The organism is Ekhidna sp. ABH4_415, from assembly GCF_056161305.1.
The window spans coordinates 294,311-320,447 of sequence record NZ_JBSWYW010000004.1 but is presented as its reverse complement, the minus strand read 5'-3'; the positions used below and the strand labels follow the sequence as shown (position 1 = coordinate 320,447).

Here is a 26,137-nt window from a genome sequence, read left to right as displayed (position 1 = left end):
TAAAATGAAAAACATAGTTTTTATCATATTTATATTGGCTCATTTTCACTCATTCTCACAACCCGGTGAGTTTTCAAGAAAAGAGTTTGAAAAGATTACAGTCGAAATCAAAAGCATTGAAGACCTGAGAGTTGTACAAGAATACTCCATGATAATAAACAATGAGGAGGCCTATAGAAATGCAGTTTTCGTAGACTATGAAGATCAATTCAGAAAGTTGAGTTCATTTAAAATGGAGGTTTTTGATCCTGGCGGTAAGAGGGTTAAGTCTTTAGGTCAAGGCAAATTGAGTCATTACTCCATTTCTCAATCTTTTGAGACCACAGATGCAAACTATGTAGTCATGGATCCGCAGTATCAGAACTACCCATTTAAAGTAAGAGTGAAGGCTGTTTTTGATCACAAAGGCTTTTTAAATCTGCCTACCTGGATAGCTCAAGATGGGTTTAATATGGGAGTAGACACTAGTATTTTGCAAGTGATCTTTCCTGAAACATATGAACTAAGGTATCTGGAGGATAACATGCCATCCAATCCTGTAAAATCGAAATCTGATGAAAACAGAAACTCAATCACATGGTCGGTTGGAAATTTAAAGCCAAAAGAGAAGGAAATTGATTATCGACGGTTCATTGAGGATCAACCTAAAGTGTATCTTGCTCCGAGTGAATTTAACCTTGATGGATACATTGGTGATATGACGAAATGGGAAAATTTTGCAATATGGTTTGCTGATTTAAATAATGGCAGGAATGAGTTGCTGCCAGCAACAAAAGAAATGCTCGATAAATTGGCTGAGAAAGATGTGCGATCAATTGTTGAAGCAGCGTATAGCTATATGCAAAATCAGACCAGATATGTTTCTATACAATTGGGTATAGGAGGGTTTCAATCCTTGCCCTCTGATTTTGTGGATGAATATGGTTATGGAGAATGCAAAGCACTAACAAACTATATGAAGGCAATGCTTGATTATAAAGGGATTGAGTCTAACTATATCCTTGTAAAAGCAGGAGCTGATGTAGATGATATAATATATGATTTTCCTAGTAATCAGTTTAACCATGTATTTCTAGGAGTTCCTAATGGTTCGGATACTATTTTTTTAGAATGTACCAGTCAGACAATTCCACCTAATTATATTGGCTCGTTTACTGATGACCGGCATGCATTGTGGATTGGGGTTCACACGGGTGAAATTATTAAAACACCAAGCTATAGTGCTAAGGAGAATCGGATAATTAAGGATGCAGAATTTGACTTAAATTCAGATGGAAATGCTGAAGGTGTTATCGCAACTAAATACAGCGGTGTGTTTTTCGATAACTCCCAGATTTACCAAACCTATTCAGAAGATCAGCTTAGGCGTTATAACCTTACCTTATTTGATTACAAAGATTATTCCATAAATAGTTTTACAAGCACGATCAATAAAGAGCATGCCGAATTCAATACTGAGTTCAATCTTAGTGTTAGGAATCTAGCAAGAAAAAGTGAAGATAGGCTGATAATAAATGCGAATCTTTTGCAGTCTTTTGACCATTATTTACAGATAGACCGGGTATCTAAAATTGTTGAAATAAAAAGAGGCTTTACCATTGATGAGACAGTCAATCTGATTTTACCGAAAGATTGTTGGATTGAACGTCTGCCTAAAGATCATCGCTTGGAAACAGAATTTGGGAGGTATAATATTTCATTTGTCTCTAATTCAAGCAAAGAGATCGTTCTGAAGAGAACCCTTGTTTTATCCAAAGGCACCTATGATGAGATGGATTATGATCGTTTTTTAGATTTTATTAATGCTATTCGGAAAGCTGACAGGAATAAAATCGTTTTACATTCAGGCACATAATACCTCTTAACATCAGGCAGTGATTAATTTTAGATGTGGATGATGTTTACTTAAAAGTGGCTATTGTAAACACCCCTTGTTTTTCATCATAGTAGGAATAATACAATTGATCATCCAATTGAAATGTTTTTTGAAAACTGGATGATTTGGCTTTAGCTGCGTACTTTACATAGTCATCAAAAATACTTTTGGCATTGGCTTTTTTAGGAGTTAGGTCTTCAAAGAATAAGGGAAACAGAAGCCATCCTTCAGAATATGCTTTTTTTCCAGGCTTAATTTCTGAGCTGTCTAATGATTTTCTTCCACCGAGTGATATCATAGCATCATTTCCGACCGTATTTACAACTATTCCCGCAATGCATTCTGATAAGTAAGAAATTATACTACTCATGGTTTTGTTAATCATATACTCATCTCCATAAAGAGGAGTCTTGCTCCAAGACTCGTATTCAGAGGAAATTTCCAATTGTTTAAGCGTTCCTCCGTCCAATGAACTAACCTTCAATGCTAATGCATCAGGGCAAAATCTAAAATTGAATAGACGATTGCCTGCAAAGAACGAGTTGGTGTTATGATTGTTTTTGGTGAAGCAGAATGTGGGGTAACTAATATTTGTTATTGAATAATCTTTTTTAGGAATCGAAATCGAGATAAGCCGAGTATATCTTTCGTCAGAATCTAATGTGAAGTGTAAGTTTGATTTGTCAATAAAAATCTTTGTCAGTTGAATAGACTGCATTTTATCCAGCTCTAAGGGATTTTCAACAGTAGTTATGGATGATGTTAGATCTAAGTTTATTGTTCCCTGCTGATTAAACTTACTTATTAACAAGTCGTGGAGTGAAGAATTTTGAAATTCATCCGACAAGTCAATTGACCACTTGTCTTTTAAATACACCGCATTAAATTCATAGCAGTTGAGGGTAGATGAGTTTTTAGTAATAGTTACCACATAGAAGTTGTTCATAGTAGAGAATATTGAAACTATATCATCATCATCTGGAAATTTAAAATTGATTCTACCATAATTATGTGTGTTGTTACTCGATCTAAGAAGTAAAAATTCTAAATATCGCTTTTTACTTTTTACATAGAAAGTGAAATCAGAATTATTGGTGACCGAATAACCAACTATATTTTTTTTATCTAATCTCTTAACATATTGCGGAACTCCAACAATATAATAGAGAAACCCTTTTACGTAATAAGTTGATTTTTTCACAGAAGAATCAATAGGAACGAGGGTTACAGAATTTTTGTCGAATAAAGCGATTTTGGGATTTGAAGTATTTAATAATATGGTTTGCCCTTTTGATTCTACTTTAAGCTTTTCTTTTCTGATAACCTCCTGTGATAAGCAAGAACAGTTAAGTAAAAATATAAAAAGTAATAAAGTGAAAAATTTTATGGGATTTATTAAGATAATATTTCTCATAATGGTTAGGTAGTGATTTTAAATACTAAGATTAAGACCTTTCAAGCCTGATTTCTCCATCTAATTGTGTGATTGTAAAAATGCAAATATTCCTAAGAGTGCATATACTTTTTATGAAGAATTATTTGACATGTGTAGTTTTTGAAATTCGTAACTCACATAATTTCAGTAGTCCTTAAAAACAAATAGTGTTACTTCAGCTACTTCTTGCTATGACGAAAATAAATCACTTTTATTTCCCTTGGCCACATAACGGAAATCAATTATGTTTGAAGCACTAAAAGTGGGCATATTTAACCTAACCGTTTCGCCCACGTAAATCACCAATGTTTCCTTACATGAAATCACTGATCCTATCAACGCTTTTAAGCATTCTCACTATTCACGTTTTATTTAGCCAGACCATGCCATCACCTGCTTCACAGGGGGTCATTAGTAGTCAGAATGGCAATGCAGGTCTGTTTTCAGGAAGTACGACCATCGGTGTACCACTGTTCGCTGCTACTGCCAATAATGGAGCTTCTGTGCCTGTTTCGCTAAGCTACAGCACCTCAGGGATAAAGGTGGCTCAAACCTCAACCCCTGTGGGTCTTGGATGGAACTTGAATGCGGGAGGGATGATCACTAGAGTAATTAGAGGAGTTCCAGATGAATATGCTCCTATGATTGATAATCCATCAAACCTCGATTATGGTAAATTGAATATGCTTATAAATGGCTCATTGGATGGAGAAAAGGATCTCTTTTATTTATCCTTTCCGGGAGGAGGAGGTCGCTTCATTTTTGAAGGAAACTTTAATGATTATTTAATGGAGAGTGTTTATTGCCATCCGGAAGGATATGAAAGTGTTTCTGAGTGTCAGAGCGAATGTGATGTTGAAGATCCAAATTGTATGGAAGCATGCCATTCCTATTATACGGATAGAATTTCTTGCCAATATGGAATAGCCTCATGGTCCAACTTCCAGATGATGCCTTATTCTGACATAAAGATTACTTATATCAACAATGAATTTCCAAATGGATATTGGGAAGTAACCGATCTAAATGGAGTTAAGTATTTGTTTGATATAAATGAGGAAACTAAACTAAATAAAAGGAAAACCACTGAATTATACGATCCCAGTAATGAATACACATATATTTCTACTTGGCATTTATCTAAAATAACTTACCCTGACTTGCCTGATAACAAAAGCATCACGTTCTCATACACAAACCCCATACCTTTAGAGGAAACGGCCTTAGAATATGAAACGATAGGTACTGCACTTAGTACAGGTGGGAATATTTCAACTACAGATACTAAAGTGTATGAGAGTAGGAAGGAAACTGGTGTTAGATATATAAAAGGAATACATTTTACAAAAGGGGATATTGAGTTTATCTATTCAAATGCTAGAGATGATCTTCCGGGTAGTAAGAGATTAGAGCTCATTGAATTGAATGACAAATTTGGAAATACCGTAAGTTCCTATTCGCTTGATCAAGAATACTTTTATTCTAAAGACTCATATTTACAAGGTGGTAGAAATGCTTTTTGTTCTGGCCCAGAATGCAAGAGATTAAAATTAAATGCCATTTATAAGGACGGGTCTTTAGTAAGAGGTTTCACCTATATCAATGAAGACTACAGTAGTGGTCAACTTAATTATTATGAATTACCACCTCGAAATTCTTTTTACACAGATCATTGGGGATATAACAATGCCGGAGATCATCAAGGGAATACATATGTCCCAAATGCACAATTGGAAGATGAATGGGTCTATGAACGATCGCCAAACAGATACTCGATGGAGGGAATTGATAAAAGACCAAGTGAGTATGCAAAAGCAAATATTTTAACTTCTGTTATTTACCCAACAGGAGGAACCTCTAAATACACGTATGGACATCATAGGGATGCGCAAGGTACAATAATAGGTGCTGGTCTTAGGGTTGAGAGTATTCAAACCTTTGATGAGAATGAAAATTTAATTAGGAGTCAATCCTTTACCTACGAACAGCTCAATGGGTATAATAATCCATCATACCTGCTATTAGATGAAAAGGATATTGGTAATAACAGAGATAGGTTTATCATCTATAATCAATCGATTAGTAACGTACTCCAATTAAACAATATGTCAATCGGATACGGAAAAGTTTCAATTACCAATGACTTGATTGGATCTAAAGAAGTTCATTATTTTAAGAACGCGATATCATCAAATCCTCCTTCAAAATCCTCTTATCACCTAAGTTCAGGAAGTTTGACGTTAATAAACTCAAATACAGGCTCCAGATCCGCTCCATTTACCACATATTCACTTGAGTACTATGATAGGGGTGATTATGATAGAATTGAATATTATGGTGAATTAGATAATCAGAGCCCAATACTAATCAAGATGTTTAACTATGAAGATGTTAATTCAGCACCTTACTATATGGTATCATCTATTGCATATCAAATTAAAAATGAGAAGAGTGGTTCGAAAGATGTTGCATTGGCACAATATGATATTCAAATAAAAACTGATCGATTGGAGTCCATCACGGAAACTAGATTTGAAAATGGGGGGCAAGTTTCAAAGACCAAGTCCTTTAAGTATCATGACACGTTTCCTACACTAACTTCACAAGTGGATGTAGACAATAGTAGGGGATATAGCTCGAGAACTTTTTATTCTTACCCTGTCGATATTACAAGTAGTACCAAGCACAATTTGAGTGTGTTAGGAGAAATGAGTTCAAAGAAAATGCATGGTGTGGTGGTCCAGTCAGAATCTCAAACGAAGTTTCCGGGAAGTACGGATTATGTTACTTCACAAGCTTCCATTATCCGATACAAAATTGAGCATGGACTTATTGTTCCTCATAAGCAATACACATTGATGAAAACACCGGTTGATACATGGATGGAATCTGATCTTCAAGAGGTCGGTGAATTCATGGATTACAGTTCTGATGGTTTATTGCTATCTAAAAAAGGATTCGATGAGATTATTACAAACTATGAATACGATGCGTATGGATTTCTGGAGCGAACAGTAGTAAATCCAGGAACCACTTATGAAAGAGCAACCAGTTATGCAAACAAACCATTGGTAGGAGTTACACAAGTCACAGATGCTAATGCCAGAAAGGTTAGTTATGAGTATGATGATCGCAATCGTCTTCTACTTACTCGTGATAACGATGGAAACATTACTTCAAGGTACAGATATCATACAATCACTGATAATAATGAACTCAATGCGGAAATTGCAGTGCAGTATCACGTAGATGGTAACTATGAAGATAAATCCCATCAGTTTTCACTAACAAACATTAATTGTCCATATGGCGAATGCACTTATACCTGGAATTGGGGAGATGGTACTTCTAGTAGCACAGGTGCGACAGCCAGTCATACCTATTCCAACGGTGGTTCATATACGGTTAAAGTGACGATTTCAAATCCGGAATACAATGAACCGGTGGTTATTTCTAAAATCGTTACAATCCAAACACTGGTATATTGGTCTTTGTCGATGAGCGGACCCACTCAACATTGCATTTATGATGGTAGTCCATCTGCATTTTATGCCAATATAGGAAATGGTGTAAGCACATGTTCGCCGGGAGGTAACTATGTTTATGAGTGGTCTTATCAGTACAATAGTACAGGGGATTTTATTCCTTTTGGTTCTGGTCAGCCTTCTGAGAATTGGCCTCAAAATTCAAATGTGACTGGAACACATAAAGTGAGGGTGAAGGTTACTGATAGGTGTAATCGATCATTGACTGTCACAGAAACCTTTGAACTGATCGATTCAGGTAACAATTGTAGCTCAGGTGGATCTGGCGGTCCTAATTAATAATGCGTGCATTTATGATATTGGCTGGCTTGATTTTGACTGCCAGTCTTCACGGCCAAATCAAATTCGATGTAAACGTCTCGGATAAACATCTCAAGAAAGTTGAAAAGTCCAAGGATGCTCGGTCTAAACTGAAGGCATATAAGCAAGCGTACTCCAAGGACAGCATCAAAGCGGCAAAAAAGGCCTGGAAGACTTACAAGCGAGATCATAAAGACAGCTTGAAATCCATCGGTAAATGGAAGGAGGTGAAAGAACATAAGAAAGAGTTCCTTCTTGGGAAGTATAAGTTTAGAAAGCCCAAAGAGTATGCAGTGGATTACACGCAATTTGACCCTCCGGAAGACTCGGTAGACTGGGCACTTCAGGAGCTATCCAAAAGAGGTGATTTTGAGCAAGTACAAAAAATCTATGAGGTGTATGGTCAGTATGACTCAGCCTACCTGGATCGGTTCAAACCGGATTCCATGCAACTGGATAGTGCCATGCTGGCGGATCGCTTTCAGATGAAAGAACGTCTGGAGTCCTATCTGCCAGAGGAGCTAAGACAGGAAAGTGATTTTAAAGTCGCTGAGCAAATGAAGCATGGGGCGCTGGATGAATATGGTAACATCCAGCAAATCGATCGCTCCGGAGTGTCAGACTTCTTCAAGAATATCTCCCCGGAAGAGTTCACCAAATCACAGCTCTCACTGAAAGCTGCCAAAGAAAAGTATGCGGTGGTACCTGATTTGAGTAAAGAAGACGAGGGGATCAAACGAAAATCATTGAAAGGCACACCGCTAAAAGATCGAATATTTTTGAATGGAAACATCACAATCCAATCCACCGATCCGGTGATATTGGATTCGAACATCCAGTTGGGTTATCGTTGGAATCAGTCTTTCTCTATCGGTATGGGACTCATGCTGCGTGAGCAGCTAAATAATCGTGACTCTACCTCGTTGACAGGAGACGCACATGGTTTCAGTTTGTTTGCCAACTACGATATTCTCAAAGGGTTCTTCTTGTATTCGGAGTACCAACTAGTAAAGAACAAATCTTTATTTCAAGAATCCACTGCTTCTACTTCCTGGCAATATGCAGCGCTTGCAGGCATAGGTCGCCGCTTTAATATCACCCGAAAGGTCAGTTTGAGTGTTTCGTTGTTGTACGACTTCAACTACAAAAACAACACCCTCAATCAGCGTCCGCTGACACCAAGGATTGGGTATACTATTGGATTTTAACATCTATAATTCCCCTCCTTGGAGGGGTTTGGGGTGGGTTTTAAGAAGTTTTCATCTTTGGTAGGCTCTTACATTCGTTGTTAAATTCTCTTTTAATTAGACTCTGAAACAAGTTCAGAGTGACATTCTATAATTTACTCTCCGCCCTCGTTGGTGTTGTCACCGACGAGTCCTTTATACGCCGAACGACTTTAGAATGGTTTTTGGTCACAAGACCAACAACGGCGAGATAGGTTAAAACCGTCTTCTGAGCAAGTTCTTAGTAACCTTTCTAAGTGCGTGTCATCCTGAGCTTGCGAAGGATCTGGGGTTGTGTACTGGCTTCTTTGAAACAAAATCGAGTTCCCCTTTGAGCGGTCCGCCGATTCGGGGGCTAGGGGGTGAGTAATGCATTTGCTAACTTTCCTCCATGAACATCGAAGAATTTCGAGACTACTGCCTGGCTAAGCCCGGTACCACCGAACACACCCCGTTTGGTCCGGATACGTTGGTGTTCAAAGTGATGGATAAAATGTATGCCCTCACCGGAATTGATTCCTTTGAATTCATCAACCTCAAATGTGATCCGGAGTACGCCATTGAACTTCGCGAAAAGTTTGACGGTTCCATCCGTCCGGGGTATCACATGCATAAAAAGCAATGGAATTCTGTCGATACCGATGGATCAGTTCCTGATGATAAGATCAGACACCTGATCAATCACAGCTATGAGCTGGTAGTCAGCAAACTTCCGAAAAAGCTAAAAGAAGAATTAAAGCAAAGTGATGGACATTGAGATACAACATGAAGAGTCAGAATCCAAAGGTTCCTATTTTGTAGAGATGGATGGGAATAAAGTAGGAGAGATGACCTATTCCAAAGCAGGGTCTGACCGAATCATCATTGATCATACCGAGGTAGATGACTCGATGAGAGGAACAGGTTTGGGCAAGAAAATGGTAGAACGAGCTGTGGATGATGCCCGAAAGAAAGCGATAAGCATTGTACCACTATGTCCTTTCGCACGTTCCGTTTTTGATAAGAATGAAGAGTTGCGGGATGTGCTATAGGTGATTTTAATCACTTCACGCTTTAGCATAGGTCATAACTTAAGCTGTTAGGGATCAATAGGTTTACATATCATCCATTTAAATCTATTGATCATGAAAAAGGCAGATGAACTTCATCCTCCCACGAGTTTACATCCAGGAGTTATTAATGAACTTTCTTCAGTTAACGAAGAGATCGTTAAAGTCAATAAAGAAGTAGACCTTTACAATGAGCTACTTAAAATCAAGCAGGAGCGTAAGGAACGAGACCTTCGTCTAAGACCGCTTTTTATGAATGTTGGTATGGCTGTGAGTATATTATTAGCGATCATAGCCATAAACTGGAAAAGCTATGATTCGGGAGATATTGTGGACCTGGGAGAGGTTCAGGGAGATTTAAATGAAATCATCGAAATTCCAATAAGCAGTCAACCACCTCCACCTCCACCTCCAAAACAGGAGGCGTTTAAGATTGCTGAGGTAAAAGATGCAGAGATTATTGAGGATATCACGATCAATTTGGATGTGGAGGTAACCGAAGACGAAGTGGTGGAAGTAGTGGACTACACCCCACCGGAAGAAGAGGAGGAGGTTGTGGATGAAATCTTTGTTGTGGTAGAGCAGGAACCTACACCCAAAGGAGGAATAGAGGCTTTCTATGCTTATTTAAGTAGTGAACTTAAATACCCACCTGCTGCTATGCGTTTGGGTATTTCCGGGGCAGTATATGTTCAGTTTGTTATTGAAAAAGATGGAAATATCACGAATGTGCAGCTAGCTAAAGGAATTGGTGCAGGGTGTGATGAAGAAGCCATTCGAGTGATAGCAAATGCTCCAGCATGGAATCCGGGTAAACAGCGTGGAGTGCCTGTCAGGGTGAAGAAGATCATACCAGTCAGGTTCATTTTGGAAAAGCGCTAGTGAAATGGGATTAGTTGAGGATTTCATTCGCGAAATCTTTAATTTGCACAAAATCCCTAATCATGCGTTTGTTATTTCTCTTATGTGTATTGATCGTTTCTTCCTGCGCCACCCAAAAGTCCGACTCCATGAATAAAGACGGGTATGTTTTTCTTGCCCTGGGTGATTCCTATACCATCGGCGAAGCAGTAGATGTGGATGAACGCTGGCCCGTTCAATTAGCTCACAGATTGAGAAAAGATTCTATCCAGGTAGACCCAGTGATAGTAGCCACAACTGGGTGGACAACAGATGAGCTTATATCAGGAATTGTGAAAGCTGACGTAGAGGGGCCTTATGATTTTGTTTCCTTATTAATAGGAGTAAATAATCAGTATCGTGGATATCCAGTGGAGCAGTACGAAAAAGAATTCAAACTGCTTTTAGATCAGGCAATAGATTTTGCGGGTGGCAACCCCTATAATGTGATGGTGGTATCCATTCCGGATTATGGGATGACGCCATTTGCCAAGAAGAAAATGCTGGATGAGGAAAAAATCGCCACCGAACTGGATAACTATAATGCGATTGCGGAGAAGATTTCTAAACTTCGGGATGTGAAATTCTTTGACATTACCCCCATCTCCAGAAAAGCAAAAGAAGACCCTGCCTTGATTGCCTCGGACGGCCTTCATCCATCAGGAAAAATGTACGAAATGTGGGTAGACAAGATGTATGATCATGTGTTTAACAACTTATCATCCAGATAAATCTACTAAAAGTTCAATTTCGTCGTTGATTTATAGGTATATAAGAAATTAAACCTATTTTTGATCCAAATCACTGCTTGTCACAACCAATCTCTATGAAGAGGCTGATCGTCCTTTTGTGTTATGCATCCTTGATCTCCTGCCAGGACAAGGTGATATGCTCTGCCTATCAGAGTACATACATTCTGGATGATTCTACCCGAAATGCCTATTTTTCCTATGTATGGCAGCTGGATGAAAATACCCGTTCGCAATTTCTGGCTCAGCAAAGTGGAGCAGATCCGGATGACTCACTTGGGGTAGTTGCTCAACCCAAGACAGACTATTATGCTTATGCTGGTGAAAAGGTCGTTCCTTGGCGGATACAGAACAAAACAAAGTATGGGATCATTAAGCCAGCCTGGAAACCAATAAAGAAATACCAGATGCGAACAGCTCCAATGGAGAATGTGTTGGCACCAGAACCCATCTCTAATGAATTTGTAGCCTCCGATTTTGCGGATTCACTGGGTGTAGATTCGTTATCTGTGGCGATGGATTCCCTGGTTCTGGATTCTGCGGCGAGACAGTCTGTGGCTAAAGCGGAAGAAGAGGAAGAAAAAGACAGGTTCCTGTATGGTTATGATCCGAAGGATAATTTCAATGTAGAGCAGCTTTACTACAATAAGTATTTTGCGGAAAGGTTGGTGGATAGGCGTCCTAGACCAAAGCCAACTCCTGTGGATAGTCTGTCGGGCAACACACCAGATTCACTACAAACGAAGGAGCCATTCTTCAAGGGCTTGTTTAAAAAGAAAAAGAAGGACAAGGTAGAAGATTCAGCACCAGAGGAATCCACTGAGGAGCCATCGGTTGAAGGTACCACTGAAGAGGAGGAAGACGAAGGCGGAAATGATTGATACACCTCTTGTATCAGTGGTGCTTCCGTTTTACAATGCTCCGTTCCTTGAGGAAGCCATCGAAAGTATTCTAAATCAATCCTATCAAAATTTCGAGCTGATTTTAGTGGACAATAATTCTACGGATGCATCACTCAAAGTGGCTAAATCATTTGCATTACATGATCAGATCATCCTCATCCATGAAGAGCAACGAGGGGTCGCTCATGCTGCAAATGCAGGAATCAGAGCGTCCAGGGGGCAATTCATCGCCCGAATGGATGCAGATGATATTGCATTTCCTGAACGATTAAATCAACAAGTAGAGATGCTGGAAGCGGAAGATGATCTGGGTGTCGCTTCTGGTCTGGTGGAATACCTGGGCCCTTCAGAAAATGAAGGGTTTATCCATTATGTAAACTGGCTCAATACGATCACAGAGCCTGATGAAATTACTTTAAATCAATTCGTAGAGTTTCCTCTAGCTAATCCAACCATGATGATTCGGAAACCCCTTTTTGATTCATACGGTATGTTTGAGGACAATGAGTTTCCGGAAGATTATGCGTTCTTTCTCCGGCTTCAGTCACATGGAGTGAAAATGAAAAAAGTGGATCAACCCGTTTTGAAATGGAGGGACACAGAAAACAGACTTACCCGGACAGATAAACGATACACTCAAGATGCATTTTTTAGCGTTAAGGCTGTTTATCTCAGCAAATGGCTAAAGAATCACAATCCTTTTCATCCACATGTATGGGTGTGGGGAGCTGGGAGAGTATCACGAAGAAGAAGTGATCACCTTAAAAAGGAAGGCATTTCGATAGCGGGATACATCGATGTGAAGGAAAGTAAGGGTGTTCGTCATTATGAAAACCTCCCTGATAAAGAAAAAGCGTTCGTAGTTTCCTATGTTTCTAATCGTGGTACACGCGATGAAATTCGGTCATTTTTAATTGAAAAAGGCTATGAAGAGGGCAAGCATTTTATTTTAGCTTCATAAAAAGTCTAAAAATTTTAGTATTCAATATTTTTTACTAATTTTATCATCAAATACTCAACCATGCAGGTAGCAAAGGATTTGATATTAGATGATTATTATAAACTGAGAATTACTTCGAAGAAGCTCAGTTCAGGTCGCTATCAAGTCAAATTTTTTGCGACAATCAGGGAGAGTAAGCAGCTATATGGCTATGTACTGGTGGAGGCAGATGAAACATTGCGTTCTGTCATTCATCGCATCAGAAAACGATTGAACGAGCTCGATCGCAGCATCGAATCCCGTCACCTTCATTTATTTAGTGTAGGGCAGGAATCACAACCAACCAACCTCATGATCTTCGAATAATGGCACGAATACCTAATAACATCAAATACCTTCGAAAGAAGAAAGGATACACCCAGGAAACCTTCGCTTTGGCCTTGGGAATTAATCGCCCATCTGTGGGAGCGTATGAAGAGGGCAGGGCAGATCCGAGGCTCACCACATTATCAAAAATGGCTGAGCTATTTGAGGTAACTGTGGATGAGTTGATCAATGAAGATCTGACACGGGAGAATCGGGTGCCTAAGCAAAATGTAAAAGTGCTTGCTGTTACCGTAGACGAGGATGCTGACGAAGAGTATATCCAACTGGTTCCCACCAAAGCTGCAGCCGGTTACACCAATGGGTATGCCGACCCGGAGTACCTGACAGATCTTCCAAGGTTTCATCTACCTGTCCTGCCTAAAGGAGGAACCTATAGAGCCTTTGAAATCGCCGGTGACTCCATGCTGCCAATAGCTTCCGGAAGTATCATCATTGGTAAATATGTAGAACAGCTGGATCATATCAGAAACGGAAATACCTACGTGCTGGTGACCCAATCGGAAGGAGTGGTATACAAACGTGTTTTCAACTACATCGAGGAAAAAGGAAAGCTGTTCCTGGTTTCTGATAATAAATCCTTTAGCGCTTATGAGCTTGATCCTGCAGAAGTTGTAGAGATATGGGAGGCGAAAGCATACATCTCTGTAGAGTTTCCAGACCCGAACACCACCAATGAGCTTTCCATGGATCAAATGATGGAAATGATCGGAAATCTGAGAAACGACGTTGAAAGATTAAAGAAGAGCACAGACTAGCACTTAATTCCACCGCAATCAAATTAACTTTGATCGCTTATGTGGAGATCCTTCTTATTGTTGGTGTTTGTTGTTGCTTGTTCTTCCCCAAAGAACGACAAGATTGTTGTTCCTGAACTGCACGCAGGATTTTACAGTGAAGCACTTGAGCGCATCAATGACAAATTAAAATCGGATCCGGAGAATAGCCGGTTGGTCGATCAAAAGCTATTCTATTGCGAGCAGTTAGAGTGGCCTACGACGTGTATTTCTGCTCTTGACGCATATCGGGAGGGCCATGGAATGACCAATCAATTGGTGCGTCAATACATCGCATACTACGAGCAGCATCAACGCCACCAACTACTTGTTGAGGTGTTTGATCGTTGGGATGAGGAATATGATTTAAAACGTGAGTTTGCCCAGCAATATATTGCATCACTGGTACAGGCGGGTTCGCATAAAAGAGCTTCAGAAGAACTGAGATGGTTCTTAACAAAAAGGCAGTCGCTTGAGGATATTCGATTTGCTTCTGAACAATACCTGTTAATCAAGGATACAGTACTTGCCGTTTACAACCTAGGTAAGCTGTATAAACTGGATCCTCAGCATGAATTAATGTGGCAGTATGGAAAAATTCTAAACCGGTTAGGTTATTATGACTTCAGTTTTCAGGTGGTTGGTGACTATGCTGAGCAGAATAAATACGATTTTAATATTCAGCTTGCTTATGCTCGGATGCTGGAAAATGCAAACAGGAGAACGGAAGCTCGGCAGGTAATTAAACCCTATGCCGATCGTGATACCATTGCTTATTTGCTGGCTGATTGGTTTAAAAAGGACTTATTATGGGATTCTGCCAGTTACGTATTGGCAGATGTTATTGCCAAAGACTCAGCAAACAGGAAACCCATTTGGAAGGCGGGGGACTTATATGATGAGCGAGGTTGGTTCACAACTTCATTAAAATACTTCGAATACCTTACTCGTTTAAACCCTGATGACACATTAGCACAACAAAGAATAGACCTTATACAGCGAAAAATTGCATATTTGCAGCGCTTAAAATTTGAGGAAGAAAAGCTTCCAACAATTGAATTACAACCAAAAAAAATTGAGAATTAATGAGTGATCAAATCACCATTACATTACCGGATGGCTCCAAGAGACAATACGAGAAAGGTAGCACAGCTTTGGATGTGGCTATGAGTATCAGTGAAGGGCTGGCTAGAAACGTATTGGCCGCCAAGGTAAACGGAGAAGTAAGAGATTCTTTTCGTCCCATCGAAGAGGATGCTGAGTTGCAGTTGCTGACCTGGAATGATGAGGAAGGAAAATCTACCATGTGGCACTCTTCGGCTCACCTGATGGCGGAGGCACTGGAAGCGCTCTACCCGGGAATCAAGTTGGGCATTGGTCCTCCCATAGAAAATGGGTTCTATTATGATATAGATTTCGGTGATCAGGAATTTGACGCGGACAATTTGGAAGCGATCGAAAAGAAGATGCTGGAGCTGGCCCGTGAAAAAAATGAATTTACCAGAAAGGATATTTCAAAGGCAGACGCCATCAAATTCTATAAGGAAAAAGGCGATGAGTATAAACTTGAGCTCATTGACGGACTGGAGGATGGAAGTATCACTTTCTACAATCAGGGAAACTTCACCGATCTATGTCGCGGACCGCATATTCCTCATACCGGCTACATCAAGGCGGTAAAAATATTGAATGTAGCGGGTGCTTACTGGAGAGGAGATGAAAATAGAAAGCAGTTAACTCGTCTATACGCCATTTCGTTTCCCAAACAGAAAGAGCTAAAGGAGTATCTGGAACTCCTGGAACAGGCCAAGCAGCGTGACCACAGGAAAATAGGAAAAGAGCTGGAGCTTTTCACTTTCTCTGAAAAAGTAGGGAAGGGGCTACCACTATGGTTGCCTAAAGGTGCCGTGTTGCGTGAACGTCTGGAAAACTTTATGCGTAAGGCGCAATTAAAAGCGGGGTACGATCAGGTGGTATCGCCGCATATAGGTGGTAAGGAGTTGTATGTGACTTCCGGTCACTATGCAAAGTATGGAGAGGATTCATTTCAGCCAATCAAAACTCCTGCAGAAGATGAAGAGTTCTTACTTAAACCGATGAACTGTCCGCATCACTGTGAGATTTATAAGTCGCGCCCACGATCGTATAAAGACCTTCCGATCAGGTATGCTGAATTTGGTACAGTTTATCGCTATGAGCAAAGTGGTGAGCTGCACGGACTTACACGTGTGCGAGGTTTTACACAAGATGATGCACACATCTTCTGTCGTCAGGATCAGGTGAAGGAAGAGTTTGCCAAGGTAATTGATCTTGTACTTCACGTTTTTGGCGCACTGGGTTTTGGCGACTTCACGGCGCAAGTCTCCCTCAGAGACCCAGACAACCCTGAGAAGTACATCGGAAAAGATGAAGATTGGGATCGTGCTGAAAGAGAAATTCAAGAGGTTGCTGATGAAAAAGGACTGCAGACGGTTGTAGAATATGGCGAAGCGGCATTTTATGGTCCAAAACTAGACTTTATGGTCAAAGATGCGTTGGGTAGAAAATGGCAACTGGGAACCATTCAGGTAGACTACAGTCTTCCAAATCGATTTGAGTTGGAGTATGTAGGAAGTGACAATCAGAAGCACAGACCAGTGATGATCCATCGAGCACCTTTTGGTTCGATGGAACGTTTCATTGCCATACTTATTGAGAATTGTGCAGGAGATTTCCCATTATGGCTGGCACCTGAGCAGATCGCCATTCTTCCAATTTCTGAAAAATATCACGATTATGCCAAGCAGATTTATTTAGAAATGCAGGAGCAGGACATACGCGGGTTTATTGATGAACGGGATGAGAAAATCGGAAAGAAAATTCGAGATTCTGAGGTAAAAAAGATCCCTTATATGTTAATTGTAGGTGAAAAGGAGCAAGCCGAAGGAGCTGTTTCTGTGAGACAGCACGGAGAAGGAGACATTGGATCGATGAAAAAAGAGGAATTTGTTCGTTTTTTCCACAATAAAGTGGCTGAACTTATCAATTGAGTTTTTGTTAAGACTAAATAATCGCGATATTTGCGTTTTGTTTTTAATGTTCAACTAAAATAAAGGAGTACAATCGCTAAACTAAGAAGAAGAGGCCCTTCCAGAATCAGAAAAGAAGAGCCTTACAAGGTAAATGAGAAAATCACTGCACGAAAGGTAAGGGTGGTTGGAGACAATGTGAAGGTTGATGTTTACCCAATAGAGCAGGCAATTAAAATCGCTAAAGAGCAAAATCTTGACTTGGTGGAAATTTCACCAAATGCTGATCCGCCTGTATGTAAAGTGATCGATTACTCTAAGTTCAAGTACGAGCAGAAGAAGAAACAAAAGGAGATCAAAGCCAAAGCTCAGAAGACAGTAATCAAAGAGATACGGTTTGGTCCCAATACAGATGACCATGATTTCAATTTTAAGTTGAATCATGCGAAGAAGTTTTTGAAAGACGGAGCGAAGGTGAAAGCATACGTACACTTCTACGGAAGAACGATTGTTTTCAAAGACAGGGGAGAAATTTTGCTTCTTAAGTTTGCGCAAGCACTTGAGGAGTTGGGTAAAGTAGAGCAGCTTCCGAAAATGGAGGGTAAACGAATGATATTGTTCGTGGCGCCTAAGCAACAGAAAAAGTAATTAATAGTAGAACAGAATAAAGTAGAGATGCCGAAACTTAAAACAAACTCCAGCGCCAAGAAGCGATTTAAGCTAACTGGAACTGGAAAGATTAAAAGAAAGCACGCATTCAAAAACCACATTCTGACCAAGAAGGAGACCAAGCAGAAGCGTAATCTTCGATACATGGCAGTAGTGGATAAGGCGGATGAACCAAACATCAAACGTCTTTTGAATCTGTAATTTCGATTAATTAGATCCGTTAGTTAACGGATGGTTAAATGTAAAACCCGATTATTGGCTGAAGTTTCCGTTAAAGTCGGAGCGCCAATCGTCAAAAACAAAACAAAATGAGATCAGTAAATCATGTAGCTTCCAGAGCTCGTCGTAAGAAGATGATGAAGCACGCCAAAGGATACTTTGGCAGAAGAAAAAATGTCTGGACTGTTTCTAAGAACGCCATTGAGAAAGGATGGTCATATGCCTACAGAGACAGAAAAGCGAAGAAAAGAGAATTTAGATCACTGTGGATCCAACGAATCAATGCTGGTGCTCGCGAGCACGGAATGTCTTACTCCGTGTTTATGGGTAAGCTGAAAGAAGCTGGAATTGAAATCAACAGAAAGGCACTTGCTGATCTGGCGATGAATGAGCCTAAGGCTTTCAAAGCAGTAGTCGACACAGTGAAGAAGTAAGCACTTCTTCTTAAGACTTTAGGAACCCTCACAGCGATGTGAGGGTTTTTTTGTGTGTGATGATTTGAAACGGACAAAATAAAACCCCAACCGAACGGATGGGGTTTATGCTATTATGCTATTAAGTGTCTATTATCTGATCACTAGTCTCTTGATTGTATTCACTTCGGGTCCCTGCACCCTGATCAAATACATACCAGCTTTTAGCCCTGTCACATCAAAGGTGTGTTTGTTCATTCCTTCCTCATAGGTGATAGACTTTAACACCGTGCCACTCAAAGTGATCAATTCAATGGAAGTAGCCATGCCTTCATTGATAATCACATTCGCCCAATCATTGGTTGGGTTAGGGTAGATGCTGATGGTCACGTCTTCAAAAGCTCCGAGACTAATACGCTTGATCTGTGAGTAATCAAACCGGCCGTCGTAATCTACTTGTTTCAATCGGTAATAGTTAAAGCCTGACCGAAGGTTACTGTGAACGAATGTGTATTCCGAAATCTGACTTACCGTTCCGTTTCCTTCCACTTGCCCAATTGATTCAAACGATAAGCCATCATTGGAATACTCGATTTCAAAGTGATCGTTATTGATCTCTTGCGCAGTGATCCAGGTCAGCTCTGCATTTTTGTTTGCTAGTGTCACTTTAAAGCTAATTAACTCAACCGGGAGAGGAGATGACGAGTTGTAAAGATAATCGGGAACGCTGGCAAACTCACCAGATTGTCCTTCTGTGAAGTCATTGAAATAGTTTCCATCTGAATTAGCATCTTCCGAGAGGGTAGGAGTACCATCACCATCATCGTCATTATCTCTGAAGTTCGCTAAACCATCTCCATCGGCATTCGGTAAGGCTGCACCTATTCCTCCCTGATCCGGATCAAATGCATCCAGGATGCCATCACCGTCCAGATCAATATTCCCTTCGTTGGTGTCTAAAATAAAATTATCATTGTCATCCCATGATGGAGTCCCATCAAAATTAGAGTCATGACCCTCAAATATATCCCCAAGTCCAGGAGATCCTGCACTGTCATTGTCTGAGTCTGTATCGAGATAATCAGGATTATCTGCTCCATCCGTATTGATTATGGTCAATGCTGTCCCACCATTATCTGGGTCCACTGAATCATTTAATCCATCACCATCTGTGTCTACAAAGTTGTCCAGGATACCATCACGGTTGGAGTCTGTGCCATTATTTTCAGCCACATCTGTAATGCCATCGTTATCAGAATCTCGATCAAGAAAGTCGGGCAAATTGTCATCGTATCCTGTACCATTATCTGTGTCTGGGTTAGCAAGTGCAGTACCCCCGTTATCTATATCCACATCATTTGCCAAGCCATCATTATCAGTATCATTTGCTGCAACATATGATGATAGATATGCTCCCTCAGACGTCATATTAGCCGGTAATGAGCCACCATTTGCTTCAATCGCATCCGGAATTCCGTCATTGTCTGAATCCAGATCCTGGTGGTTTGGAACGCCATCTAAATCCTGATCAAAATTATCATTGATACCATCTGAATTTATATCTTCAAAACCAACAAAGTCAGTATCAAGGAAATTGGGTACTCCATCCGCATCTGCATCGGCTGAAGGGTCGGTACCATTGCCCTCTTGGAGGTCTGTCAGTCCGTCATTGTCACTGTCATTATCAGAGACATCCGCAGTGCCATCATTGTCACTATCAGCAAGACATCCGGTAAAGGATAGTGCGTCAATTGCAACAAGATCACCTGCCACGGTTCCGGTAAACCTTACGTAATAAACATCTGCAGTGGTGACGTAAGAAAAAGTTGCTGCTCCTGTGGTGGTGACTGTGGATGTAAATGTCTGTGAATTTCCATATGTAATGTTATCAACAGAGCTGTTAACATTTACCTGATCTCCAATTGCGCCAGCTGTATATCGGATACTTATTGTAGATCCAGAAGGAACAAAGCTGCCCAGATACAAATCCAGTTGATCTCCATTCCCAACTGTTGCGACAGTAGTAAAATCACCTGATCCAGCTACATAATCCTGCGCTCCCGTGGCAGCAATACCACCTCCATTGCCAATGCCAGTCTCGCTTTCAACAGCTAAGGCATTTGTAGCAACAGAAGTAAAACCTGTGCCACACGTGTTACCATTAGATTGCAAATAATCAGGAGTTCCATCCGCAGGGTTTATATCGACATTTTCATCAGCAGTTGGAGTACCATCTCCATCGTCATCATTGTCTCTCCAGTCAGGCTCACTATCTGCATCCGTATTTTGAAGTGCCACAGGAGTCGCATCAAAATCATCATCAACTCCATTGTCATTTGCATCAGTTCCTGATGGAGTGTCATCTTCCACACCGTCTGCATTATTATCATTCCCTTCAATCAGGTCTGATATGCCATCATTGTCACTATCTGTGTCTTGAAAGTCAGGAGTGCCATCGTTATCATGATCATTTCCAATGATGGCTGTTCCTCCATTATCCGCATCAAAGCTATCATCAATACCATCTCCATCGGTATCCGTTCCTGATGGAGTACCAATATACCCAGCCGTAGTTTGACCCTCTCTTAAATCCAGGATGCCATCGCCATCAGAATCTCCATCTCTGTAGTCCAGGTTTCCATCGCCATCCGTATCTGTGAATGAGTCAGGGATGCCATTAGCATTAGTGTCTGTTCCTACTGACTCTATCGCATCTGGAATGCCATCACCATCGGTATCTGCATCTTCAAAATCTGATAATCCATCACCATCAAAATCATTGTTTGGTAAAGGTGTACCTAAGAAATAAGCCCCTCCGGTATCATCAATATCGTCCACCAGACCATCACCATCTATATCATTTGCAGTAGCGTAGGCCACAGGATACTGGCCATTTTCATCCATGTTGGCAGGAAGGGATCCATCGTTTGCTTCGTATGCATTTGGAATACCATCACCATCTATGTCCAGGTCGTATCTATCGACAATTCCGTCTCCATCTGTGTCTATTACATCAGATTGCTGGGTATCAGGAATGCCATCATTATTGTCATCCAGATCGCTCGCATTGTCTACTCCATCTCCATCAGGGTCGTTGGTGAAGAATAAATAATCCGGAGTAGGCGAGCCTCCTTGAGTGAAATCGTCGGCAAAGTTTCCATTTGCGTTATAATCTTCTGATGATGATAATACACCGTCACCATCATCGTCGGTATCTCTATAATCAGGACGGCTATCCGTATCTGTGTCCTGTGTAGGAGCCGTCACACCGGTAATACTGCCACATGGAGCACAATCAGAATCATATGCATCATCCAGTCCGTCTCCATCAGTGTCTGTTCCTGATGCCAGTTGATCGGCTACACCGTCACTGTCTGAATCCCGACTTTCCACACTATCATTTATTCCATCGCCATCCGAATCCGAATCCAGGTAATCAGCCGTAGCATCCGAGTCTGTATCAGGTAGGGAAGGTGCAGTTCCTCCATTATCAGCATCATAGCTGTCATCCCAGCCATCACCATCGGTATCCGTACCCACTGCAGCCACATACCCAGCTGTTGATTGTGATTCGATATTATCTATCACACCGTCACCATCAGAGTCAATATCTAAGTAATCTGCAATATTGTCACCATCGGAATCCCGTGCATACTTTGAGATACTGCCGCTCAGCAAAGTGGTACCGAAAACATCCGGATCGTAATCATCATGAAATCCATCTCCCGTTGCATCCGAAAAGTTATCAATTTGGCCGTCATTATCAGCATCGGCCCCTCCAGCCTCAATCAGATCAGGGATGCCATCGCCATCAGAATCGAGATCTCTAAAATCGTTGAAGGTGTCTCCGTCAGTATCCGGGTTAGACAGTGCTGTACCACCTGTAGAGGTATCAACGTCGTTGACAATTCCATCTCCGTCAGAATCATTAGCTAACGCGTATGAAGGAGGGTAGGCCCCATCGGCATCCATATTTGCAGGTAAGTTGCCTCCATTGGCTTCTACTGCATCTGGAATTCCATCATTATCCGTGTCTTTATCTACATGATCCGGAATCCCATCCAGGTCCAGGTCTGCATTATCATTAACTCCATCTCCATTACTGTCCGTGAATCCTGCAAAGTCGGCATCCATGTAGTCTGGAATTTTATCTCCATCAGTATCTAAAGAATGATCGACACCACCTCCTTCAATGATATCGCTGATGCCATTATTGTTATCATCCGGATCATTGAAATCAAGTATTTGATCATAATCTGAATCAATTCCACACCATGAAAAGTCATCTAATCCAACTGCTTGATTTCCAATGGGTATAGCATTACCATATTTAATTACCAATGAGTCTACTGATTGAAGTAAACAAAGCCTTACATTCCCAAAATACTCGTCATTATTAGAGTTGGCAGTTCCAACGACAAAATTGTTAGTATTGAGTTTATTATATGCTCCATTGATAATATTGCTCCCATCGAGCACAACAACATCTCCATCCCGGAAAATATTAACAGCCATGGAGTCTGCATGATTTCCACTCGCTTTATCTATGTCCAGAAGGTCAAAGCAAAACCCTTCTAATGGCTTGTCGAATTTGACCCTGAGTAAGGTAAAAGAAGATGCAGAGCTTGTCGTTTGAAGTACTCGAACGTAATTGTCCGTTTGAATCTGATTATCTATCTCGTATTCTTGCGAGGAATTTGATGGGTCAGTAAAACTAAAAGTAATATCAACCGCGTCCACATTAAATACCGGACCTGGCGTTGTTCCATCTGCGAACCCATTGAATGTTAATACAGACCCGTCATCACATGCTGAAATGTAATCAGGAATCCCATCTCCGTTAGCATCCGGAATTTCAGCGCTTGTGAGTGTTCCATCTCCATCATCATCTGGATCTCTATAGTCGGGTGTAGTATCATCATCTACCAGGTTAGCTGCAACAACCGAGATGATACCTGTGGAATTACCTGCAGTTTCTAATCCATCAACGGTATCAATGTTATCATCTATTCCATCACCATCAGCATCTGTACCTGCAAGCGCCACATCAACCACACCATTAAAATCAATATCATTACCTTCAATTAAATCAGATACTCCATCTTCATCCGAATCACTATCTAAGTAGTCGTCCGTACCATCTCCATCTGTATCTTCCGGGAAACCTCCGGTCGCAGGAAGATTCTCGATTGCATCTAATATTCCATCATTGTCAGAGTCGAGATCCAGGGCATCAGGTGCGCCATCCAGGTCACTGTCGAAATTATCATCGGTATTGTCTCCGTTGGAATCTACACGTCCTGGGAAATCACTATCATAGCAGTTAGGAATCCCATCTGCATCTGCATCACCTGGAGTATAGCCTTCTTGCATATCAGAAATACCATCTCCATCTGAATCAGTTTCCGCAGTGTCTCGTGTTCCATCATTATCAAAGTCAAGAGAGCAGAAATTGAAGTCAAAAACCCCAATACCTTGTTGTTGAGGGTTGGAAGGATCTGTGTTTGTATAAACTATCTCTACCCGTTGAATAGGTTCAGGAAAGCAAATGGTCACATTAGACTGAGGGTCATTGAATGCGTCAGGCGATGCACCTGTTCCAGTAAATACATTGGTTGCAGTAAAACTTACATTTGGCCCCTGATTACTAATGTCTCCGGCAGTTAAGGTAATTGTGCCACCGAGAGCATCAATCCCATTAACAGTAACCTGGTCTACAAAGTCTCCATTGGTATCAACATCCAAGAGCGTGAAGCAAAAATCATAAAGAAGGTCACCATTGAAATCTACCGTGTAGGTAACACTCTCAGTATTGTTTTGAAGATCTTGAAGAATATTCCATGCGTCACCAAAAACATTATTTCCTGTTGGGAAATAACCATTTCCGATATTATCAAGAGTGGTTCTTGCTGTGGACCCAGAAGATGAAAAAACAAAATCTACCGTTCCTGTATTATACGTATCACCAATCACAGGCTCATTTCCATCAAAATCGTCCCAATCAAATATCGCTCGAGCAGCGCAATCATCCTGAGAAATTACTGGAGATGAAAAAATGAATATTAATAAAGGAATAAAAAGCTTTTTCATACAGATGGAAAAGTAAGGTTTCGCTAACTCGTGGCTGGTGCCTTCTTAATGGATGGAGCACATTTCACTCAAACATATGCTGCGAAGATATGTCTCTGATTTAGCAATTGATAAATTTTTCGACGAAATGCTTCTATTTCAACTTAATATTGTACCATTTGAGAATTGTTAGTAGTTGCTAATGCAAATATTTTATTTTCACATTATGTGACGGGATATTGTTTTCAGTGATGTGATTTATCGTAAAACACAAATTGCCTGGATTGTTCACTCAACCAATGAATGTTGCGATAGCATCCTCATGAACCGGATGTGCAGATGCTGATGCGTACCTGTGGTGCGCACAACACTCCTCTGGCCACAAATCCCGTAACGGCTGAATTGGTTTTCCAATCCTTATTGAAAAATTGATTGAGTTTGTGAGGCTTAAGTTTTTATGGCTTTTAAAAACAAAAAACCCACCTCATGAAGAGATGGGTTTGTGACTTTTGCGGTCCGGACGAGACTCGAACTCGCGACCTCCTGCGTGACAGGCAGGCATTCTAACCAACTGAACTACCGGACCGTGCTACAAAAGCGATGCAAAGCTAAAAGCTTATTTCTTTTCAAACAATACCTGATCACGAATTTTCTTAATAATATTTTAAAGGTGTTTAAACCTTTCGCCGTAAGTTTGTTGCTGCAAATTCAATCCTATGTTATTAGACTTTGAAAAACCTATTTCTGAGCTAGAGTCCAAACTTACCGATATGAAAGAGCTGGCCAAGACCAGTGATGTGGATGTTTCAGATGCGGTAAATCAATTGGAGAAAAAAATATTGAAATTGAAGAAGGAGACATTTAGCAATCTCACCCGCTGGCAAAGGGTACAATTATCCCGTCATCCGGAGCGCCCTTATACGCTGGATTACATCTATGAGATTACAAATGACTTCATTGAGCTTCATGGTGACCGAACAGTGAAGGATGATAAGGCCATGGTTGGTGGTTTTGGCACGATTGGTTCTGAGACGGTAATGTTCATCGGTCAGCAGAAGGGGAGATCTACTAAGCAACGTCAGATGCGTAATTTCGGAATGGCAAATCCGGAGGGATACCGAAAAGCGTTGAGGTTAATGAAGCTGGCTGAGAAGTTTAATAAGCCAATTGTTACACTTATTGATACACCTGGAGCTTTTCCGGGTTTAGAAGCTGAAGAAAGAGGGCAGGGAGAGGCCATTGCAAGAAACCTGAAAGAGATGACAATGCTCAAGGTACCTGTCATCTGTATCATCATTGGAGAGGGTGCATCAGGTGGCGCGTTAGGAATCGCTATAGGCGATAAGGTATTTATGATGGAGAATACCTGGTATTCGGTCATTTCACCAGAATCATGCTCTTCTATTTTGTGGAGAAGCTGGGATTACAAGGAGCAGGCTGCTGAGGCACTCAAGCTTACTGCAGATGATATGCTCAAGAATAAGCTAATCGATGGGATTATTAAAGAGCCACTTGGTGGGGCACATACCGATTTGAATAAGGCATCAAGTGAACTAAAAAAAGTAATCACAAAAGAGCTTAAAGCCTTAGCGGCAAAATCTCCAGAGGAAAGGATCAACGAACGAATCGATAAATTCTCTTCCATGGGTGCTTATAAGTAAAAATAGCCGCTTTTTA

General features: G+C 40.8%; 19 protein-coding genes, 1 tRNA gene and 1 pseudogene. 18 read left to right on the top strand and 3 right to left on the bottom strand.

Translation table 11 applies throughout. The annotated features are described in order from the left end of the window. The first annotated feature begins 4 nt into the window (after positions 1-4). Positions 5-1,855 (top strand): DUF3857 domain-containing protein, encoded by a 1,851-nt coding sequence (locus ACXAH9_RS08755; protein ID WP_474894481.1) that lies wholly within the window; start codon positions 5-7, stop codon positions 1,853-1,855. A 46-nt stretch (positions 1,856-1,901) separates the two neighbouring features. On the opposite strand, the gene ACXAH9_RS08750 is transcribed toward ACXAH9_RS08755, so the two are convergent. Continuing rightward, positions 1,902-3,290, bottom strand: coding sequence for a hypothetical protein (locus ACXAH9_RS08750; protein WP_474894480.1), 1,389 nt, complete (start codon positions 3,288-3,290; stop codon positions 1,902-1,904). 338 nt (positions 3,291-3,628) lie between these two features. On the opposite strand from ACXAH9_RS08750, the gene ACXAH9_RS08745 reads away from it, so the two are divergent. The 15 genes from ACXAH9_RS08745 (at position 3,629) to rplT (ending at position 18,412) form a co-directional block, all read left to right on the top strand. After that, on the top strand, positions 3,629-7,135 hold the full coding sequence (locus ACXAH9_RS08745; protein WP_474894479.1) for a PKD domain-containing protein: 3,507 nt from the start codon (positions 3,629-3,631) through the stop codon (positions 7,133-7,135). 2 nt (positions 7,136-7,137) lie between these two features. Further along, a complete protein-coding gene (locus tag ACXAH9_RS08740) occupies positions 7,138-8,364 on the top strand; it encodes a hypothetical protein (RefSeq protein WP_474894478.1) in 1,227 nt (408 codons plus the stop codon). A gap of 409 nt (positions 8,365-8,773) precedes the next feature. Continuing rightward, positions 8,774-9,139 carry an MmcQ/YjbR family DNA-binding protein gene (locus ACXAH9_RS08735; protein WP_474894477.1) on the top strand — a complete coding sequence of 122 codons (366 nt, stop codon included), beginning with the start codon at positions 8,774-8,776 and terminating at the stop codon, positions 9,137-9,139. Then, a complete protein-coding gene (locus tag ACXAH9_RS08730) occupies positions 9,129-9,413 on the top strand; it encodes a GNAT family N-acetyltransferase (protein WP_474894476.1) in 285 nt (94 codons plus the stop codon). Before ACXAH9_RS08735 ends, ACXAH9_RS08730 begins: the two co-directional genes overlap by 11 nt. A gap of 93 nt (positions 9,414-9,506) precedes the next feature. Further along, positions 9,507-10,313, top strand: coding sequence for an energy transducer TonB (locus ACXAH9_RS08725; protein ID WP_474894475.1), 807 nt, complete (start codon positions 9,507-9,509; stop codon positions 10,311-10,313). 62 nt (positions 10,314-10,375) lie between these two features. After that, positions 10,376-11,062, top strand: a complete 687-nt coding sequence (locus ACXAH9_RS08720; RefSeq protein ID WP_474894474.1) for an SGNH/GDSL hydrolase family protein — start codon at positions 10,376-10,378, stop codon at positions 11,060-11,062. A 95-nt stretch (positions 11,063-11,157) separates the two neighbouring features. Next, entirely contained in the window at positions 11,158-11,961 is an 804-nt protein-coding gene (locus ACXAH9_RS08715; protein ID WP_474894473.1) for a hypothetical protein, read from the top strand. Beyond that, positions 11,954-12,943, top strand: coding sequence for a glycosyltransferase family 2 protein (locus ACXAH9_RS08710; protein WP_474894472.1), 990 nt, complete (start codon positions 11,954-11,956; stop codon positions 12,941-12,943). Before ACXAH9_RS08715 ends, ACXAH9_RS08710 begins: the two co-directional genes overlap by 8 nt. 60 nt (positions 12,944-13,003) lie before the next feature. Next, complete coding sequence (locus ACXAH9_RS08705; RefSeq protein WP_474894471.1) at positions 13,004-13,288, top strand: hypothetical protein; 285 nt, start codon at positions 13,004-13,006, stop codon at positions 13,286-13,288. Next, on the top strand, positions 13,288-14,064 hold the full coding sequence (locus ACXAH9_RS08700; RefSeq protein WP_474894470.1) for a helix-turn-helix domain-containing protein: 777 nt from the start codon (positions 13,288-13,290) through the stop codon (positions 14,062-14,064). The genes ACXAH9_RS08705 and ACXAH9_RS08700 overlap by 1 nt, the downstream gene beginning before the upstream one ends. A 39-nt stretch (positions 14,065-14,103) precedes the next feature. Continuing rightward, positions 14,104-15,168 carry a hypothetical protein gene (locus ACXAH9_RS08695; protein ID WP_474894469.1) on the top strand — a complete coding sequence of 355 codons (1,065 nt, stop codon included), beginning with the start codon at positions 14,104-14,106 and terminating at the stop codon, positions 15,166-15,168. Next, positions 15,168-17,111: a threonine--tRNA ligase gene (gene thrS, locus ACXAH9_RS08690; RefSeq protein ID WP_474894468.1), complete on the top strand. Its 1,944-nt coding sequence runs from the start codon at positions 15,168-15,170 to the stop codon at positions 17,109-17,111. Before ACXAH9_RS08695 ends, thrS begins: the two co-directional genes overlap by 1 nt. A 72-nt stretch (positions 17,112-17,183) precedes the next feature. Continuing rightward, a complete protein-coding gene (infC, locus tag ACXAH9_RS08685) occupies positions 17,184-17,738 on the top strand; it encodes a translation initiation factor IF-3 (protein ID WP_474894573.1) in 555 nt (184 codons plus the stop codon). A 27-nt stretch (positions 17,739-17,765) separates the two neighbouring features. After that, positions 17,766-17,960 (top strand): 50S ribosomal protein L35, encoded by a 195-nt coding sequence (gene rpmI, locus ACXAH9_RS08680; RefSeq protein ID WP_349567321.1) that lies wholly within the window; start codon positions 17,766-17,768, stop codon positions 17,958-17,960. 107 nt (positions 17,961-18,067) lie between these two features. Further along, on the top strand, positions 18,068-18,412 hold the full coding sequence (gene rplT / locus ACXAH9_RS08675; protein ID WP_474894467.1) for a 50S ribosomal protein L20: 345 nt from the start codon (positions 18,068-18,070) through the stop codon (positions 18,410-18,412). Between the two features lie 132 nt (positions 18,413-18,544). On the opposite strand, the gene ACXAH9_RS08670 is transcribed toward rplT, so the two are convergent. Continuing rightward, positions 18,545-24,481, bottom strand: a complete 5,937-nt coding sequence (locus ACXAH9_RS08670; RefSeq protein ID WP_474894466.1) for a T9SS type A sorting domain-containing protein — start codon at positions 24,479-24,481, stop codon at positions 18,545-18,547. A 294-nt stretch (positions 24,482-24,775) separates the two neighbouring features. On the opposite strand from ACXAH9_RS08670, the pseudogene ACXAH9_RS08665 reads away from it, so the two are divergent. Beyond that, positions 24,776-24,892, top strand: a pseudogene (locus tag ACXAH9_RS08665) (methylglyoxal synthase); the annotation flags it as partial. Positions 24,893-24,972: 80 nt separating this feature from the next. On the opposite strand, the gene ACXAH9_RS08660 reads toward ACXAH9_RS08665, so the two are convergent. Then, positions 24,973-25,046: transfer RNA gene (locus tag ACXAH9_RS08660), tRNA-Asp, on the bottom strand. 130 nt (positions 25,047-25,176) lie between these two features. Here ACXAH9_RS08660 and ACXAH9_RS08655 point away from each other — a divergent pair. Then, positions 25,177-26,121, top strand: a complete 945-nt coding sequence (locus ACXAH9_RS08655) for an acetyl-CoA carboxylase carboxyltransferase subunit alpha (RefSeq protein WP_474894465.1) — start codon at positions 25,177-25,179, stop codon at positions 26,119-26,121. Positions 26,122-26,137 lie beyond the last annotated feature (16 nt).

Coding starts and splice junctions, on each gene's coding strand:
- ACXAH9_RS08755 (WP_474894481.1), top strand. CDS start 5: ATGAAAAACATAGTTTTTATCATATTTATATTGGCTCATTTTCACTCA.
- ACXAH9_RS08750 (WP_474894480.1), bottom strand. CDS start 3,290: ATGAGAAATATTATCTTAATAAATCCCATAAAATTTTTCACTTTATTA.
- ACXAH9_RS08745 (WP_474894479.1), top strand. CDS start 3,629: ATGAAATCACTGATCCTATCAACGCTTTTAAGCATTCTCACTATTCAC.
- ACXAH9_RS08740 (WP_474894478.1), top strand. CDS start 7,138: ATGCGTGCATTTATGATATTGGCTGGCTTGATTTTGACTGCCAGTCTT.
- ACXAH9_RS08735 (WP_474894477.1), top strand. CDS start 8,774: ATGAACATCGAAGAATTTCGAGACTACTGCCTGGCTAAGCCCGGTACC.
- ACXAH9_RS08730 (WP_474894476.1), top strand. CDS start 9,129: ATGGACATTGAGATACAACATGAAGAGTCAGAATCCAAAGGTTCCTAT.
- ACXAH9_RS08725 (WP_474894475.1), top strand. CDS start 9,507: ATGAAAAAGGCAGATGAACTTCATCCTCCCACGAGTTTACATCCAGGA.
- ACXAH9_RS08720 (WP_474894474.1), top strand. CDS start 10,376: ATGCGTTTGTTATTTCTCTTATGTGTATTGATCGTTTCTTCCTGCGCC.
- ACXAH9_RS08715 (WP_474894473.1), top strand. CDS start 11,158: ATGAAGAGGCTGATCGTCCTTTTGTGTTATGCATCCTTGATCTCCTGC.
- ACXAH9_RS08710 (WP_474894472.1), top strand. CDS start 11,954: ATGATTGATACACCTCTTGTATCAGTGGTGCTTCCGTTTTACAATGCT.
- ACXAH9_RS08705 (WP_474894471.1), top strand. CDS start 13,004: ATGCAGGTAGCAAAGGATTTGATATTAGATGATTATTATAAACTGAGA.
- ACXAH9_RS08700 (WP_474894470.1), top strand. CDS start 13,288: ATGGCACGAATACCTAATAACATCAAATACCTTCGAAAGAAGAAAGGA.
- ACXAH9_RS08695 (WP_474894469.1), top strand. CDS start 14,104: ATGTGGAGATCCTTCTTATTGTTGGTGTTTGTTGTTGCTTGTTCTTCC.
- thrS (WP_474894468.1), top strand. CDS start 15,168: ATGAGTGATCAAATCACCATTACATTACCGGATGGCTCCAAGAGACAA.
- rpmI (WP_349567321.1), top strand. CDS start 17,766: ATGCCGAAACTTAAAACAAACTCCAGCGCCAAGAAGCGATTTAAGCTA.
- rplT (WP_474894467.1), top strand. CDS start 18,068: ATGAGATCAGTAAATCATGTAGCTTCCAGAGCTCGTCGTAAGAAGATG.
- ACXAH9_RS08670 (WP_474894466.1), bottom strand. CDS start 24,481: ATGAAAAAGCTTTTTATTCCTTTATTAATATTCATTTTTTCATCTCCA.
- ACXAH9_RS08655 (WP_474894465.1), top strand. CDS start 25,177: ATGTTATTAGACTTTGAAAAACCTATTTCTGAGCTAGAGTCCAAACTT.